Raw genomic sequence first — 16,916 nt, 5'->3', positions numbered from 1 at the left:
TTCTGAGGAGAGCACGCCTTGATCCGTATAGAGCTACCCGTACTGGTGGAAAGACTCAACCCCATCTGCCGTCACATGCTGGAGGAGGCTGCGGCCCTCTGCGTCAACCATCAGGGGGCCGAGATCCGTATCGAGCACCTGCTGCTCAAGATGCTGGAAACCCCCCTCAGCGATGTGCGCCAGATCCTGAAAGTGGCCGAGGTGGAGGTCGACGCACTCAGAACCCTGCTGCAACCCTCGGCGGCGGATACTGGCTATGGCCAGGCTTATCCCTCCTTCTCGCCACTGCTGGTGGAGTGGCTGCAAGACAGCTGGCTGCTGGCCTCGGCCGAGCTGCAACACGCCCAGCTTCGCAGCGGCGTCATGCTGCTGGTGCTCTTGATGACTCCGCAGCGCTACCTGCCGGGGTCTGTGACCCGGCTCTTGGCCAACGTCAATCGCGAGCTGCTGCGCCAGCAGTTCGATGAGTGGGTCAAAGAATCTGCCGAGACCCAAGTGACTGTTTCTGCCAACGGCAATCCCACCCAGGCAGCACTGCCGGCCGATGCCAGCCTGCTGGCCCGCTTCACCGTCAACGTCACCGAACAGGCCCGTCAGGGCAGCCTGGATCCCGTGCTCTGCCGGGATCACGAGATCGATCTGATGATCGACATCCTCTCCCGTCGTCGCAAGAACAACCCCATAGTCGTGGGGGAGGCCGGGGTGGGCAAGAGTGCCCTCATCGAGGGGCTGGCCCTGCGCATCGTAGCGGGTCAGGTACCGGAAAAATTGCGCGAGGTGGAGCTGATGACGCTGGATCTTGGCGCCATGCAGGCGGGCGCCTCGGTCAAGGGGGAGTTCGAGAAACGCTTCAAGGGGGTGATGCAGGAGGTCAAGGATTCGGTGCGTCCTGTCATCCTCTTCATCGATGAGGCCCACACTCTGATCGGGGCCGGCAATCAGGCCGGTGGACTGGATGTCTCCAACCTCATCAAGCCGGCGCTGGCCCGGGGCGAGCTGCGTACCATAGCCGCCACCACCTGGGGCGAGTACAAGAAATACGTGGAAAAAGACGCGGCCCTGTCGCGCCGCTTCCAGCTGGTGAAGGTGGGTGAGCCCAATGCCGACGAAGCCACAGTGATACTGCGCGGCCTGCGCAGCATCTACGAGAAGGCCCACGGGGTGCTGATCGATGAAGAGGCGCTGCAAGCCGCCGCCCAGCTCTCTGCCCGTTACATCTCCGGCCGTCAGCTGCCGGACAAGGCGATCGACGTGCTCGACACCGCCTGTGCCCGGGTGGCCATCAACCTGACCACGCCGCCGCGCGCCGTCAGCCATTTGCAAAACGCGTTGCGCCAGCGCGAGCTGGAGATCCGTCAGCTGGAGCGCCAGAGCCTGATAGGTCTCGGTGACAATGACGAGCGCCTTGCCGAATTGCACGCCGCCCAGCAGGCCTGCCGTGACACCCTGCGTGAGCAGGAGGCCCAGTGGCAACAGCAGCAGGGGCTGGTGCACCAGATTGTCGAACTGCGCGCCGCCCTGCTCGCCGATCAGCAAGATGAGCTGCTGACCAGAGAGGCGCTGGATCTGGCCGATGCGCCGCTGGATCCACAAGCGGCCGCCGAGAAGCTGGCCGAGCTCGAGCGCGAGCTGGCCGCCTTGCAACAGGGCGAGGTATTGGTTTCCGCCCACGTCGACAAGACCCAGGTGGCGGCCGTGATCGCCGAATGGACCGGGGTGCCGCTCAATCGCATCTCCCAGGGGGAGCTGGACGTGGTGACCCGGTTGCCGGAATACCTTGGCGAGCTTATCAAGGGGCAGGATGTGGCGGTGGCCCATCTGCACAAACACCTGCTGACCGCTCGCGCCGACTTGCGCCGTCCGGGCCGTCCGCTGGGTGCCTTCCTGCTGGTGGGGCCAAGCGGGGTCGGCAAGACAGAAACCGTGCTGCAGATTGCCGAGCTGATGTTCGGTGGCCGCCAGTACCTGACCACCATCAACATGTCCGAGTATCAGGAAAAACATACAGTCTCCCGACTGATCGGATCGCCTCCCGGCTATGTCGGCTTTGGCGAGGGGGGCGTGCTGACCGAGGCCATTCGTCAGAAGCCCTATTCGGTGGTGCTGCTGGATGAGGTGGAAAAAGCCCATCCAGACGTGCTCAACCTCTTCTATCAGGCGTTCGACAAGGGCGAGCTGGCGGATGGGGAAGGGCGCATCATCGACTGCAAGAACGTGGTCTTCTTCCTCACCTCCAACCTCGGCTTCCAGACCATAGTCGATCATGCCGAGCAGCCCGATGATCTGCTGGATGCGCTCTACCCCGAGCTCGCCGCCTTCTTCAAGCCGGCCCTGCTGGCGCGGATGGAGGTGATCCCCTACCTGCCGCTTGGCCACGACACGCTAGTGCAGATCGTCGGTGGCAAGCTCAACCGGCTGGTCAAGCTGCTCAAGGATCGCTTCGGCGCCGAGGTGGTGCTGGAGGATGAGGTGGCCGAGGAGATACTGCGCCGCGCCAATCGCAGCGAGAACGGGGCCCGCATGCTGGAATCCGTCATCGACGGTGCCCTGTTGCCGCCAGTCTCCCTGCAACTGCTGCAGCGTCTCTCGGCCGGTGAGCCCATCAAGCGGGTGCGGTTCTCTGTGAGCGAGCGTCAGTTCGTGGCCGAGGTGGAGGGCTGACCATGGAACAAGCCCTCGCATTTGCCCTCGCCTTGACGCAGCAGCGCGATGAGCAGCACCTGTGTCACTGGTGGACCTCGACCCTCAATGCCAGCTTTCAGCCCAAGGGGATACTGCTCGGCATGCTGGACGTGAGCGGGCGCCAGCTCGAATGCACCGGCTGGGTCAAGGGGCAGAAGGTGGCGTTGGCGCTGGCGGTGGATGATTTCTCCCACCCGCTCGCCTATGTGCTGCACAAGGCCCAGTCCCGCACCTGGGACTCCCTGCACGGCGGTGCCCGCATCGAGCACGCCGCGTTTCGCACCCTGCTGGCCAACCTGGGTCAGCAGTGCGGCCTGCACGCCTTTCCGCTCAATGATGGCAACGGCAAGCCGTTTGCCGTGCTGGCCATGATGGACAGCGGCGATGTGCTGCAGGAGTGGACACAGCGCCCCGAACTGGCCCTGTTGTCACAGGTATTCTGCAACCAGCTCACCCTGATCCGCGATCTGGGGCGCAGTCGGCGGGATCAGGGGATGCTGCGAGACTCTCTGCGCCAGATGAAGGGGGAGGGGGAGCGGCTGCGCCAGCATGAGAAGCTGCTGGGCGATCAGTTGATCGGCCAGTCGGCGGTGATCCGCGGGCTGCGCGAGCAGATAAGCCTGGCAGGCCAGCACAAGCTGACCGTGCTCATTCAGGGGGAAACCGGCAGCGGCAAGGAGGTGGTCGCCCGGCTGGTGCACCAGTGCTCGGATCGCGCGGCCAAGCCGTTTGTGGCCATCAACTGCGCCGCCATTCCGGAAAACCTCATCGAGAGCGAGCTGTTCGGTTATCAGAAGGGGGCCTTCTCCGGCGCCCTTGCCAACAAAACCGGGTTGGTGGCCCAGGCCAATGGGGGCACACTGTTTTTGGACGAGGTGGGGGACATGCCCGCCGCCATGCAGGCCAAGCTGCTGCGGGTGCTTGAGACCCGCAGTTACCGACCACTTGGGGCCGAGCAGGAGTATCACTCAGATTTTCGCCTCATCGCCGCGACCCATCAGCCGCTCACTCGCCATGTGGAGGAGGGGCAGTTCCGGGCCGATCTCTATCACCGCCTCTGCCAGTGTCTGCTGCTCATCGCCCCCCTGCGGGAGCACATGGATGATATTCCTCTGCTGTGTCAGCACTTCATGGCCCAGTTTGCCGCCCAGGATGGCAAGACCCTGGCGGGGTTGCAGCGCAAGTTCTTGAAGCAGCTGCAAAGTTATGACTTCCCCGGCAACGTGCGCGAGCTGCGCAATCTGCTGGAGGTCGCCTGCGCCCACACCCGTCACGGGGAAGAGGTGGTGCTGGAGGCCTTGCCCCCCGAGCTGAAAGAGCGGGTCTGTGTCGAGTTGCCCGGCTCCATGGACGACTACAACCACATCCGGGATCTGCGCCGGGCCATGCAGCAGTACGAGGCCTCGGTCATCGAGGCGCGTCTGCGCTACTTTCAGGGCAACCGCATGCTGGTGGCCGAGAGCCTGAATATTCCCAAGCGCACCCTGGATCACAAGTGCCAGAAACTGGAGGTGAACTGATGAGCATCCTCGGCTTGTTGCCGCTGCTGCTGGCCACCAGCGGCACCGTGGCCCCGCTGGACATGGCGTCTTGGCAGGCGTGCCGCCGCGAGCCATCGCCGCTGATCCGGCTCGCCTGTTACGACGCCCTCGGCAATGGCCTGACCCAGACGAATGAGGGGGGCGCCCCCAAATCTGCCGCCTGGCAGGCCATCTGGGCACAGGAGCAGGCTCGCACGCCGGACAGCCCTCCTTTCCTGTTGCAGCGCGATGAGGGCCGTGCCAGCGAGACGCTCACCCGTCCCGCCTTGCGCGGGGCGACCCTGGCCATCGGCTGCGTCGACAGCATCACCCATATCCGGCTGCGGCTGGACACCCCCTGGGCAGGGGAGAAGGTGCTGGTCGAGCTGGATGGTCAGCCGAGTGCCGGCTCCCAGAGCTGGTTTATCCGGGATCAGGGTCTGTTGCTCGAATATGGCCGCGGTTTGCCCGCCATCGAGGAGCTCAAGCGCTGGATTGGCCATCACGAGCTGCAGGTTCGGGCCGACAACGGCACTCAGGCTCGGGCCGCTAACGGCGTCGTGCTGCGGGTCGACTTGAGCGGTCTGAAAGAGGCGCTGGCGCCGCTGCGCCAGCAGTGTCGCTGGTAGGGGGCGCCATGAGTTATCAACACCCCTGGTGTGCCCGGCTGCTCACCAGCTTGCCGGATGAACAGATCAGAGGCGCCGTGCTGGCCGACGAGCCGCGCTGGGATTATGTGGAGACCGAGCTGGTCAAGCTGGGATCGCTCGCCCACAGCCAGGTCGATCTCAATGCGGTGGCCGAGGCGTGCCTCGGCCTGCTGGAGAGCCGCACTAAAGACATGCGGGTGCTGGCCCAGCTGCTGCGCTGCCTGCAACATCCGGCCAAGGCGACCCCTCTGGGGGCTGCGCTCAGTTTGCTGGAAGCCTGGATCAAGGCTTATTGGCTGCTGGCCTGGCCCGGCAATGCCAGCCAGAAGCAGCGCTTGATGGTGCAGATCGTCAAGCGCTTCGAGAGGGCTTTGCCGCGGGTGAGTGAAAGTGCCTCTGCGGCCGAGCTGGTCCAGCTGCTGGCCCAGGCCGAGCAGCTTGAGGCTTGCTGGCGGGCCCAGTGTCCGGACAAGGGCGAGCTGCTCGATCCCTTGTTGATGGGGCTGAAGCGGGCCCAGCGCCAGCAGGTGGCGCAAGCCCAGGCTGATGCCAAACCTGAGAGCGGCGTGCCCGTGGCCACGGCGGCCAGCATGGCGGGATCCATGCTGCTCAGTGGCAGCGCCAAGGGATCTGGCATCGAGATCGACAGCTCCAATGACAGGGCCTGGCGACAGACCCAGCTCAAGGTGGCGGAGCTCTTGATCGAGCGCCAGCCGGAGGCGGCGGTGGGCTATCGCCTGCGCCGTCACGCCGTCTGGGCCGGCATCACCACACCGCCCATGAGCGCCCAGGGCAATAAAACCCAGTTGGCCCCCATGTCGACGGACATGGTGGATGAGTACCGCGCCGCCCTGGCCACGCTGGAGCGGGCCGCGCCGGATCTGGCGCTCTGGCAGCGCATCGAACAGAGCCTGACCCTGGCACCTTACTGGTTCGAAGGGCATCAGCTCTCGGCCGAGGTGGCGCAGAAGCTGGGATTTGGCGCCGTGGCTCAGGCCATAGCGCAGGAGCTCGACGGCTTCTTGCAGCGGCTGCCGGCCTTGCGGGATCTCACCTTCAGCGATGGCAGCCCGTTTCTGCCTCCCGAGTGCAGCCGCTGGTTGCAGCCAGCCAAGCTGGGTGGTGGGGGCGACGGGGAGTCCAGTCTGGCCGAAGAGGTGGCCTTGTGTCATGGGGAGCAGGGGGTGGCCGCGGCCCTCACCCTGCTGGATGAAAGGATGACGCAGTTGAAAGAGCCAAGAGCCCGCTTCCATGCCCAGTTGGTGCAGGCGGAGCTGTTGGCGCAGGAAGGCATGGAGGCGCTTGCGCGCCAGCACTATCAACACTTGTGGCAAGAGGCGAGTCGCCTGGGGTTGTCGCACTGGGAGCCCGGGCTGGTCAGTCGCCTGGAAAGCCAGGCGGCCCCGTTGTCGAAATAAGTGCCGAAATGAGTCATTGAGTCGGAGTTGGATCACATTTTATGTTCAAAACCATCTTTACCTTTCTGCGGCAACAGCTGCCGAAACTGAAACCCTCCTGGCCCCTGCTCTGTGTGGTGCTCTGGGTCGTCGCCCTCATCCTGGTGTGGTGGCTGGGGCCCAGTATCGAGATCCGTGGCGCCAAGCCGTTCGAGCCGCTGTGGGGGCGGGTGGTATTCACCCTGCTCTGGCTCTGGCTGATGCTGGGGGTCTTCTCCTGGCGCGTCTGGCGCAAGATGCAGCAACTCAAGGCCGAACGTCAGCACGAGGTGGTGCTGGAGCAGGATCCGGTCAAGGGGCTCATCGACAAGCAGGCGCTGTTCCTGGATCGCTGGCTGCAAGCGTTGAACACTCATCTGGGCAAGGGGGCACTCTACGCCATGCCCTGGTATCTGGTGCTGGGGCTGCCCGGCAGCGGCAAGAGCAGCCTTATTCACCGCGCCAACCCGGCCAACAAGCTCAACCCCAGGCTCGACACCGAACTGCGTGACGTGGCGCAGGATCAGCTGATCGACTGCTGGCTGGGGGAACAAGCCGTGATGCTGGATCCTGCCGGCGAGCTCTTGTCCCAATCCGAGCCCGAGCTGGATCCGCAGGCGCGCAAGCATGAGCGGCTCTGGCTGCACCTGCTGAACTGGCTCAACGAACACCGTCGCCGCCAGCCTCTCAACGGCCTGGTGCTGACCGTGGATCTGGCCTGGCTCTCCCATGCCAGCGTGGCCGAGCGCAAGGCCTATGCCCAGCTGATGCGCTCCCGCCTGCAGGAGGTGTCGGCCACCATGAATACCCGGCTGCCGCTCTATGTCACCTTTACCAAGCTCGACTTGCTGCGCGGCTTTGATGTGGTGTATGAGCAGCTCGACAAGGAGGCCCGCGAGGCCGTGCTGGGGGTGACCTTCAACCCGGGCGACAGCCAGGGCAAATCCTGGCAGCAGGCGCTGGCCCTGTTCTGGGATCAGTGGGTGGACAACCTCAACCAGAACCTGCCCGAGCTGATGCTGGCCCGGCTCGATGCCGCCCAGCGCAATGCGCTGTTCTCGTTCGTGCGTCAACTGGCGGGGTTGAAGGATTACGTGACCAGCCTGCTCGACGAGACCCTGGCCATCGAGGAGAGCAAGCCGCTCTTGGTACGCGGCGTCTACATCAGCTCCGTCTATCAGCAGGGGGTGCCGTTCGATGCGTTTGCCCAGGCGGCGTCTCGTCGCTACAACCTGCCCGAGCCCATTTACTCGGCCCTGCGCGGAGAGTCCAACACCTATTTCGTGCGCAAGCTCTTCTCCACCATCATCTTCCCCGAGGCCCATCTGGCCGGGGAGAACCGGCTGCACACCCTCTATCGCCGTCGCCGCATGGCCATCGGCCTGAGCTGCCTGTCGCTCTTCTCGGCAGCCCTTATCGGCGGTTGGCACTACTTCTACCGGGTCAACGAGGAGGCTGGCCACAACGTATTGACCAAGGCCCAGGCCTTCATGGAGACCAACGAGGTGGCCGATGCCCACGCCTTCGGGGTGAGCCAGCTGCCGCGTCTGAACCTCATCCGCGAGGCGACCCTCTCCTTTGGCAACTACCGTGAACGCACCCCGCTGGTGGCCGATCTGGGCCTCTATCAGGGAGACGAGATTGGCCCTTATGTGGAAGGCTCCTATCTGCAACTGCTGAGCCTGCGCTTCCTGCCGGCCCAGATGCAGGGGCTGCTGGCGGATCTCGAGCAGGCACCGGCCGGCAGTGAGGAGAAGCTCTCCATACTGCGGGTGATGCGGATGCTGGACGATGCGTCGGGTCGCAACAAGGAGCTGGTGGCGCAGTACATGGCCAGTCGCTGGCAGCAGGCCTTCCCGGGGCAGGGGGCTGTGCAGGAGCAACTGATGGGGCACCTGGATTACGCCCTCGACCACACCGACTGGCATGGTGCCCGGGCCGCCCGGGATCCGGCCGCCATCACCGCCTTCATACCGTTCAAGGAGCCTGTCTACGGCGCCCAGCGCGAGCTTGGCAAGCTGCCCATGTATCAGCGGGTGTATCAAAACCTGGTAGTGAAGGCGAATGACGTGCTGCCGCCGGATCTCAACGTGCGCGACGAGGTGGGTCCCACCTTCGACACAGTGTTTGCCCTGCGCAGCGACAACGCAGGTCAGGTGCCGCGGCTGCTGACCTGGCCCGGTTTCAACGACTTCTTCCTCAAACAGGACAAGGCGCTGATCGATCTCACCGCCATGGATGCCTGGGTGCTGGGCCAGCGCAAGCTGAGCCAGCTGAGCGAGGCCGATCGCAAGGAGATCGCCCGTCAGGTCAACGATCGCTATGTCACCGACTACGTCAACCAGTGGCAAAAACTGCTGACCAACCTGGATGTGCAGACCCTGGAGAGCCCCGAGCAGGCGCTCGACGTGCTCTCTGCCATCACGGGCAACGATCAGCCGTTCCAGCGGGTGCTGGCCTCGTTGGATGATAACACCCGCATTCGCAAGATCTCCGATGTGGAAGGGGATCCTGCCCAGGCCATCACGGCCCGCATCGGGCGTCCCTTTATGGCCACTAATGGAGCATTGGCTGGCCGTGGTGAGCAGGGACCGCTCATTCAGGAGGTCAATCAGAAGCTGGTGGAGCTGCAGCACTATCTGGAGCTCATCGTCAATGCTACCGAGCCGGGCCAGTCGGCCCTCAAGGCGGTGCAGCTGCGTCTGACCAACAAGTACGCCGATCCTGTGTTCGCCCTGCAGCAATATGCACGCAGCCTGCCGGCTCCGCTGGATCGCTGGGTGGGTCAGCTCTCCGAGCAGAGCTCGCGGCTGGTGATCGACTTGGCCATGTCCTCCCTCAATCAGGAGTGGCAGGACAAGGTGCTGGCGCCATTCAACAGCCAGCTGGCCGGTCGCTATCCGTTCGATCCGGGCTCAGCCAAGGACGTACCGCTCTCCGAGATGGAGCGCTTCTTTGCGCCGGGCGGCACCCTGGACAGCTTCTATCAGGTCAATCTCAAACCCATGGTGGAGAGCGGCCTGATGGAGGGCGAGTTCAGCTCGCCCATGCAGGCCGAGCTGGTCAAGCAGCTGGACAGAGCCGCCCGCATCCGTCAGATCTTCTTCAGCCAGCAGGGCAACCTGGAGGTGCAATTCGCCCTCGAGCCCATCGAGCTCACCGCCAACAAGCGGCGCAGCGTGCTGAACCTGGATGGCCAGCTGCTGGAGTACGCCCATGGCCGTCGCACCAAGATCCCGCTGGTGTGGCCCAACACCATGCGTGACGGGGCTGAAAGCAAGATCACCCTGGTGCCGGCCGCCCGTGAGCGCTCGCCGCGCAGTGAAGGCTTTGTCGGCCCCTGGGCCATGTTCCGCCTGATGGACAAGGGGGAGCTGACCCAGGTCAATGAGGCCACCTTCGATGTGCGCTTCCCGGTGGATCAGGGGTCCATGACCTATCGCGTCTATACCGACAGCGTGCAGAATCCCTTCACCGGCGGCCTGTTCAGCCAGTTCAGATTGCCTGAATCCCTCTATTGATCATGTCGGGGGGACATTGTGCCCCCCGCATTTTGGAACCCGATATGTCACAGAATCAACAAGGTCAGCAGGCGCTGAAAGTGGGGCGTGACCCCAGGATGCTGCCGGAGTACGAGGCGCTGCGGGCTGAAATCAACAAGCTCAGCCATGCCTCCCGCCCCGAGGTGGACTGGCTCAAGATCCATCGGCTCGCCAGTCTTATCTTCGAAAAGCACGGGGTGGATCTGCAGACCGCCATCTACTTCACCTTGGCACGCTCTCGCTTGCAGGGGTTGAGCGGCTTCACCGAAGGCTGCGAGTTTCTCGCCAACCTGATCGTCACCCAGTGGGAGAGTTTCTGGCCACCGGTGCATCAGGAGCGGGCCCGCATCGAGATGCTGGACTGGTTCATCGCCCGCATCAGCGATGTCATTCGCCAGTACCAGATCAGCCACGAAGACAAGCGGCTGATCTACCGCTGCGAGCGGGCGCTGCAACTTATCAGCGAGAAGCTGCACAACGCGGGCTTAAGCCGCATTCCCCGGGTCGAGAATCTGGTGCACTTCATCGAGGGCTACACCCACCTGTTCGATGAGACCGAGATCGTCATCGTCTCCGATGAGCCCGGCCTCAAGGAGGAGTTGCAGATCCCCCCCATGGTGTTCTTCAAATCCGACATGGAGAGCGATCACGGCGCCTCTGCCGGGGCGGCGACCCCGCACCTGCCTCAGGGCAGCATTTTGGTGGGGCGCGAGAAGGGGCAGATGAAGCCGACCGTGCTCAAGATTGAGCAGCACCGCAAGCAGCGGCCAGCCTGGTTCTGGTTTGGCTGCGGCCTGCTCAGCTGCGCCCTGCCGGTGATGGGCTGGCTTGGCTGGCAACATCAGCAGCAGGAGAAGACAGTGGCGGCCCAGCGTCTGGTACAGCCAGCCACCGAGCTGCCGCGAGCACTCAGTTATGACGACATTCGCCAGGCACGCATCGTGCTGGGGGAGCAGACCCTGCAGAGCATGGAGAGCGAACTGGTGGCCCGTTATCAGAGCCAGCTTGCCCGGCTGGAGCAGACGTCACCGCTCTACTGGTATCGCTACGGCGAGGGACTGCGCAACTCGTTGCAGATGCTCTATCCCGACTCGCTGGCGGTCAAGGCGCTCGACAAGCAGTGGCAGAGCGCGCTGGTCGGTCAGCAGGGGGACGCCATCAGCGTGCCCACCTACCTGGATGCCCGCGCCGGGGTGGATGCCCTGCTCGATCAGCTGCTGGAGCTGGAGCGCCAACGCAAGACGGTGACCATCTCCTACCTCAAATCCCAGCTCTACGAGGTGCAGAAGAACCTGATGCAGAACATCCCGTTCAGCCTGCGTCTCGGCGAGTTGGAGGCGAGAAAAGCCTCTCAGGAGCCCATCACGGCTGCCGAATTGAAGAGTCTGGAAAATGACCTGAAAGCGCTCAACATCCGGCTCTATCAGTTGCAGCAGGGCGCTGCCGGCAGTTGAACATGCTGCATTGAGCAATGAGTTGCGCAAGCGGCAGCAAATTTGACTGGCAGAGCAAGGTTTGCCGTGTCGCTTGCCCTGTCTTGCGCAATTCGTTGCAGCAACGCAGCCAAACTGTGTGAGTCGTCATCTCAATTAACTGATTTTAAAGGTGATTAATGGCCACTCAGTCATGGCATGGAGGCTGCTGGGTTGCTACCCCTGCTGTATCTGCGTCCCGGCTCATGATGGTGAGCCTGCGCCATGGCAGGAGCCCCAACGGCGGCTCCCTTGCCCACACGGAGAATTCATATGTGCCCTTCTATTGCATTGCTCGGTGACATTGGCACCGACCACGATGGGTTCCACCCATCCCCCGTGATTGCCGCCAGCCCCGATGTGTTCCTCGATGGCAAACCGGTGGCCCGGCAGGGGGATCCGCTGGCCCCTCACGTCAAACCCAACAATCCTCCCCATCCGCGCAGCATCTCGGGGGGCGTCGGCTCCGTTTTGGTCAACGGCAAACCCATCGCCGTGACCGGCACCGCCATAGGTTGCGGTGGCGTTGTGATTGGCTCGGGCAGTGGACAGGCAGGATAAGGAACAGCGTTATGGCAGACAGCACAGGATTACAATTTACCGTCAAGGTGGGGGCGCTGCCCGAGAGCACCTTCGTAGTGGCCGAGTTCGCGCTGGAAGAGGCGCTGAACGGGCCTTTCCAGCTGCGTTTGGAATTGGCGAGCCCAGAGCCTGATGTCGACTTCGGTGCCGTGCTGGACCAGCCGTGCGAGCTGATGGTGTGGTACAACGGCGAGCTGCAGCGGCGGGTGTGCGGGGTCGTGAGTGATTTTGCTCAAGGGGACAGCGGCTTTCGCCGTACCCGCTATCAGCTGCGGGTGCAGCCGGCGCTGTGGCGGCTCTCGCTTCGCCACAATTCCCGAATCTTCCAAGCGCAAAAGCCTGACGAAATCCTCTCCATCCTGCTGCAAGAGCACGGCATCACCGACTACGCCTTCGCGCTCAAGCATGAGCATGCCCAGCGGGAATACTGCGTTCAGTATCGTGAGACCGACCTCGATTTCGTCAATCGCCTTGCTGCTGAAGAGGGGCTGTTCTACTTCCATGAATTCGACGCCGGCAAACACCGCGTCGTGTTTGCCGACGATGCGGCGGCCCTGACCGCCGGCCCTGAGCTCTTCTTCAACCTCGGCAACCGTTCGCTGGAGCAGGGCCCCTATGTGCGCCAGTTCCACTACCGCGAGGCGGTACGGCCCAGCGATGTTGAGCTGAAAGACTACAGCTTCAAGACCCCGGCTTATGGGTTATCCCACAAGAAGCAGGGGAGCGAGCTGGAGCACCAGCGCGATACCTACCAGCACTTCGACTATCCGGGTCGCTACAAGCAGGACGGCAGCGGCAAGGCGTTTGCCCAGCACAGACTCGATGCGCTGCGCAACGACGCAGTGGCAGGCAGCGGCAAGTCCAACAGCGCGACCCTGCTGCCGGGCCAGTATTTCTCGCTGACCGAGCACCCGAATGGCAGTCTGAATACCGACTGGCAAATCGTGCGCATCAGCCACACCGGTTTGCAGCCGCAGGCGCTGGAAGAGGAGGGCGGCAGCGGCCCCACCGTCTACCACAACGAATTTGGTGTGGTCAAAGCCAGCACCAGCTGGCGCGCCCGTATTGGCAGCCCGCAAGCGCCCCATAAGCCCATGGTGGATGGCCCGCAAATCGCGATAGTGGTGGGCCCTGAAGGGGAAGAGATTTACTGCGACGAGCATGGCCGGGTGAAACTGCAATTCCCGTGGGACAGATATGGCAGCTCCAACGACCAGAGCTCCTGCTGGGTACGCGTATCCCAAGGCTGGGCCGGCGGCCAGTACGGCATGATGGCCATTCCGCGCATCGGCCATGAAGTTATCGTCTCATTTCTGGAAGGGGACCCGGACCAGCCTATCGTCACCGGCCGCACCTTCCACGCCACCAACCGGCCCCCCTACGATCTGCCGGCCAACAAGACCCGTACCGTGCTGCGCACCGAGACCCACCAGGGGGAGGGCTTCAACGAGCTGCGTTTCGAAGACCAGGCCGGGCAGGAAGAGATTTATATCCACGGTCAGAAAGACCTGAACGTACTCATCGAAAATGATGCGGCCTGGCATATCAAACACGACCAGCACAGCGACATCGACAACGAGCGGGTGACCCGCATCAAGGCCAACGACCACCTGACGGTGGAAGGGGAGAAGCGCGACCAGATAAAAGCCGACTACTCGCTGACGGTGGATACCTCACTGCACCAGAAGCTGGGGCAGTCACTGCTGGTGGAAGCGGGACAGGAAGTGCATATCAAGGTGGGCGACAAGCTGGTGCTGGAGGCGGGTTCTGAAATAACCCTCAAGGGGGGCGGCAGCTTTGTGAAAGTAGACCCGAGCGGCATCAAGCTGGTGGGCCCCGCCATCAAACTCAATGCCGGTGGCAGCGCAGGCTCAGGCTCTGGCTGGGCAGGTCAGCCTCCCATCATCCCCAAAGGCGTGGAAGTGGTGAAAGCCCCTGAACTGGTTGAACTGGTCAAGGCGATTGCCACCGAGAAGGCGATGGAGGCGCTGCTCAAGGCGCTGGAGCCCGATAGCGATTATCAGCCCTCCGCTTGATGTTCGACGAACAACTTAGGATTGAATGACAAACATGAAAATCGTCTATCCCATGCAACTGGCGGGTGAAAACGGCTCCAGCGAGATTGCATCCCTCGATGAATTTATCAAGAAGATCAATGGTCTCAAGAGCGGTACTTTCCCGATAGGCCGCAACCGTATCTGGCACGGTGGCATCCACTTCAGTCAAAGCGGAGGCTGGCACCCGAGCGGCGCTGTGCGCGCGATTGCTGACGGGGAGATCGTGGCCTACCGACTGGCGACCAAACCAGCCAAGGCGACTCGTAACACCGAAGAGGGCAAACCAGAGGGAAAGATTGACTTGTATACCTCCCCTTCGTTTTGTCTGGTACGTCATTGCTACGAAGCCGGTGAGCAGAACAAGAATCGCCTGACCTTCTACAGCCTCTACATGCACATCGCCTGTGAGAACAGCTACAACAGTCCCGAGGCTGCGCGAGTAATGGTCAAGGGGACAGGTGTGTCCACCTATGAACCGGTGGTAGAGGGACATCCTCCCAAGCTGACACGTCGGCTGTCTGGCGATAAACCTGTCTATGCGAAAAGGGGGGCTGAAGTGAAGTTGGTCGGTCAGGAAGTGAAGAACCTGCTTAACCACAAAGATGAGCCCCACGATTACTATTTGGTGCACTACGTTGATGACCCGGACAGCCTGTTCCATATTGCTGCAAGCCAATTACAGCAGGAATTTCCACAAAAGCCGACATGGATGACGCCACCGGAAGGCAAACCGGCCCGCCATAAGGTCCCTGGTAATACATGGCTACGTAAAACTGCTGACACCACTGTGGGTAGCATGGGGCTACCTGCTGGCAGTGAGGTGGTGGTATCCAGTGAGCCACCACAGATGGTGAACCTCAATGGCGGCACGACAGAGTTTCGTAAAGTACAGGTGTTCAAGACGGGCAGCGGCACAGTCAAAGACAGTGCGAATCAAGTGATGACCAATGCTGGCAAAGGTACCGTTGGCTGGCTGGCAAAAAGCAAGATGGGTGCCGGACTGACCGCTGAACCTAGTATCCCTGTCGAATTCAAAGACGATGCGGTCGTTGACCGCAGCGCAAACCCGATACCGGTGCAGGCCGGAAAAGTCATCGGTCATTGGGGTGAACATGAGCTGGCCACGACCGTAGCCAGCGGCTTCGAGAAGGATGCCGACAGCAAAGCCGTGCACTTTGAGGTGTTTGTTGCAAAGAACGACAAACAGGCGCTTGAAGATTGCATCAATAACAAGGCGCGTGTAACCGGTGGCCAGGGCTACCTGCTAGTAAAGAAAGAGGTCACCACCTATCGCCTTACCAACGATAGCCAGCATGGTTTTCACGAGGTTGCCAATTTGGGGCCACAGGTCTTACCGTTGGCGGTGAAAGAGTCTGATATTGTCACTCACGGTGCCAACAACTTTGTGAAGGTGCGTGAACGGACGGCGGCGGACGGGGAGCTGGCGGGCGAGTTCGTATTGCAGGATGGTGATGTCGAAGTGGTCAGTCAGCACGACTGGCACAAGCTGGGCGTCAAGCTGGTCGATGGCAGCAGTGATGACGATGGATTTTTGGACAAGGCTGATACCGAGAGTGAAGATCCGCAGCAGAAAGAGGCGAGCAAATTTTTTAGTACCCTCTATGACAAGCTGGTGACAGACAGAGACAACGATGGCACCCTGAGCGGCAATGATATCAAGGCCGCGCTGGCCGATGAGGGGTTGGCGGGAAAGTTGCGGATGTTGTTTATCAAGCACAAAAGCGAATGGGTAAAGCCGGGGGATTGGCCGCGTCTCAAGCAGGAGTTGGCTGATCAACCGAAGCTCTATGAGTACGCAAAGCAGGTACACAACAATATGGCGTGGATAGACGATGCTAACGCGCTCGCGGTATTGGTTGATACCAAGCCCTGGTTTATTCATCCGGCTGGGATGATGGGGTTGGTGAAAAGTTATCAAAAAGAAGCTCTATGGGTGTTGGGTAAAACTTCAGAAAGATATGAGTCAGGTGGAAGAGGCCCGGGAGTAGTGTCTACAGGAAAAGGAGACTATGGTGGAGCTTCATATGGTTGCTATCAACTGTCGTCGAATTTGGGGGTTGTGCAACGATATATTCAATCTTCAAAATACAAGGATTTTTTTGAAGGGTTGCTCCCTGCGACGGCTCAGTTTAACGCGGCTTGGAAGGATGTTGCAGCTAATGATCCAGAAGGGTTTAGAGAAGAGCAGCATCGTTTCATTAAAGAGACGCATTATGATATTCAAATTGAACGGCTGAAATCAAAGGGCCTTTTAATAGAACATACTCGTGCAGCTATTCATGATCTGGTATGGTCTACCGCAGTCCAATTTGGCGCTAAAACCAACTTAATCATTAATGCTTTAAGTAACTCTGATTTACAAAATATTTCTGACAAGGAACTAATTATTACAGTGCAAAACTATAAAAAAGATAATACGGAGACGCTGTTCAAATCCTCCCCTACTTGGTGGAAAGATTTGAAAGACAGAGCTGATTCAGAGAAAAAAGCATTGTTAGAGCTGGAAAGTAAAATGTTTGAGGTGGAGATAAAATGAAGAAGGTTTTATTTATTTGTTCATTCGTTTTTTGCAGTAGTTTTTTTGCCAGCCAGTCTGCTGTTGCTAGTGATAATTGTAAAAATTCGTCGGGGGTGCATCAGGAAATGGTTTCCTGTGTTCAAAAACAAACAGCTAAATATGAAAGAAATTTAAAAAACATCATTTCTTCAAAGTCTAGTGACTATGGCTTTTCGAAAAGCTTTTACGATAAACAACGCCTTGCTATCCATGAAAAATGTATGCTTTATTCAAACGTTGGTGGTCAGCGTGGTGAGTTGTTAATGGTTCAGTGTGAATTAGATAGTGTCAAAAATTTAAATGAGTACATCAATCGATATATTGATGATGTGAACAATAGTTAACTCCTTTGTGTAAATTAAAGAGGGGCCTTTGAGAAGGCTATGTCCCAATTACG

At 60.7% G+C, this 16,916-nt stretch carries 10 protein-coding genes; all 10 read left to right on the top strand.

Features of this window, described 5'->3' with window-relative positions; genetic code table 11:
- Positions 1-18 precede the first annotated feature (18 nt).
- Positions 19-2,661, top strand: a complete 2,643-nt coding sequence (tssH, locus tag BN1118_RS11135) for a type VI secretion system ATPase TssH (RefSeq protein WP_043556104.1) — start codon at positions 19-21, stop codon at positions 2,659-2,661.
- Positions 2,662-2,663: 2 nt separating this feature from the next.
- Positions 2,664-4,202: a sigma-54 interaction domain-containing protein gene (locus BN1118_RS11130; RefSeq protein ID WP_043556103.1), complete on the top strand. Its 1,539-nt coding sequence runs from the start codon at positions 2,664-2,666 to the stop codon at positions 4,200-4,202.
- Positions 4,202-4,831, top strand: a complete 630-nt coding sequence (vasI, locus tag BN1118_RS11125; protein ID WP_043556102.1) for a type VI secretion system-associated protein VasI — start codon at positions 4,202-4,204, stop codon at positions 4,829-4,831. The genes BN1118_RS11130 and vasI overlap by 1 nt, the downstream gene beginning before the upstream one ends.
- An 8-nt stretch (positions 4,832-4,839) precedes the next feature.
- Positions 4,840-6,270 carry a type VI secretion system protein TssA gene (gene tssA, locus BN1118_RS11120; protein WP_043556189.1) on the top strand — a complete coding sequence of 477 codons (1,431 nt, stop codon included), beginning with the start codon at positions 4,840-4,842 and terminating at the stop codon, positions 6,268-6,270.
- Between the two features lie 41 nt (positions 6,271-6,311).
- Positions 6,312-9,809 carry a type VI secretion system membrane subunit TssM gene (gene tssM, locus BN1118_RS11115; RefSeq protein WP_043556101.1) on the top strand — a complete coding sequence of 1,166 codons (3,498 nt, stop codon included), beginning with the start codon at positions 6,312-6,314 and terminating at the stop codon, positions 9,807-9,809.
- Positions 9,810-9,853: 44 nt separating this feature from the next.
- Positions 9,854-11,284: a VasL domain-containing protein gene (locus BN1118_RS11110; RefSeq protein ID WP_043556100.1), complete on the top strand. Its 1,431-nt coding sequence runs from the start codon at positions 9,854-9,856 to the stop codon at positions 11,282-11,284.
- A gap of 291 nt (positions 11,285-11,575) precedes the next feature.
- A complete protein-coding gene (locus BN1118_RS11105; protein ID WP_042869831.1) occupies positions 11,576-11,863 on the top strand; it encodes a type VI secretion system PAAR protein in 288 nt (95 codons plus the stop codon).
- Positions 11,864-11,874: 11 nt separating this feature from the next.
- Positions 11,875-13,920 carry a type VI secretion system Vgr family protein gene (locus BN1118_RS11100; protein WP_043556099.1) on the top strand — a complete coding sequence of 682 codons (2,046 nt, stop codon included), beginning with the start codon at positions 11,875-11,877 and terminating at the stop codon, positions 13,918-13,920.
- 34 nt (positions 13,921-13,954) lie between these two features.
- Positions 13,955-16,498 carry a VgrG-related protein gene (locus BN1118_RS11095; RefSeq protein WP_244463600.1) on the top strand — a complete coding sequence of 848 codons (2,544 nt, stop codon included), beginning with the start codon at positions 13,955-13,957 and terminating at the stop codon, positions 16,496-16,498.
- The gene (locus BN1118_RS21725; RefSeq protein ID WP_156994902.1) at positions 16,495-16,863 is read left to right on the top strand and encodes a hypothetical protein; all 369 of its coding nucleotides are present in this window, start codon (positions 16,495-16,497) and stop codon (positions 16,861-16,863) included. Before BN1118_RS11095 ends, BN1118_RS21725 begins: the two co-directional genes overlap by 4 nt.
- The last annotated feature ends 53 nt before the right edge of the window (positions 16,864-16,916 follow it).

This window comes from Aeromonas bestiarum, assembly GCF_000819745.1.
In the GTDB taxonomy this organism is placed as follows: Bacteria; Pseudomonadota; Gammaproteobacteria; order Enterobacterales; family Aeromonadaceae; genus Aeromonas; species Aeromonas bestiarum.
The sequence above is the reverse complement of the archived record's forward strand: the minus strand, read 5'-3'. Positions and strand labels throughout refer to the sequence as shown.